Source organism: Candidatus Poribacteria bacterium (assembly GCA_021295715.1).
Classification (GTDB): domain Bacteria; phylum Poribacteria; class WGA-4E; order WGA-4E; family WGA-3G; genus WGA-3G.
In genome coordinates this window covers 5,184-5,526 of sequence record JAGWBV010000105.1, presented here as the reverse complement: position 1 = coordinate 5,526, position 343 = coordinate 5,184, and the positions used below count along the sequence as shown (strand labels likewise).

General features: G+C 48.7%; 1 protein-coding gene. It reads left to right on the top strand.

Going from position 1 to position 343, the window contains the following annotated elements; genetic code table 11:
- The coding region (locus J4G07_19690; GenBank protein MCE2416213.1) for a hypothetical protein at positions 1-307 on the top strand (307 nt) is incomplete at its 5' end.
- Between the last annotated feature and the right edge of the window lie 36 nt (positions 308-343).

Below are 343 nucleotides of genomic sequence, written 5' to 3'. Positions count from 1 at the left end.
GACTGCGCTGTATCAGAAAGGCAACACGCGCTCGGAGATTTTAAGGCACATTCGCGACAAATTCAGATCGGATCTTGGTAATCGTTGGCGGGTCAATCCGAATTTGGACACACCGACTTTTTTAGGGGAATTGGCGCAACGGGGTGCCATTGATGCCGACGAGGAACTGACACATCTGGTGACGGACCTGGAACCGTCCAGTGATATATCGGAGGCACAGTTGCTTGACCTCGCAAAACGAGTCGATGTCTACTGTGAGGTTGTGAACATTGGTAAGACAAGATTGGCTGTCCACCGGAATTTGTAAATTAACCTGAAAAGGTTACCAGTCGTTAGGTGTTTT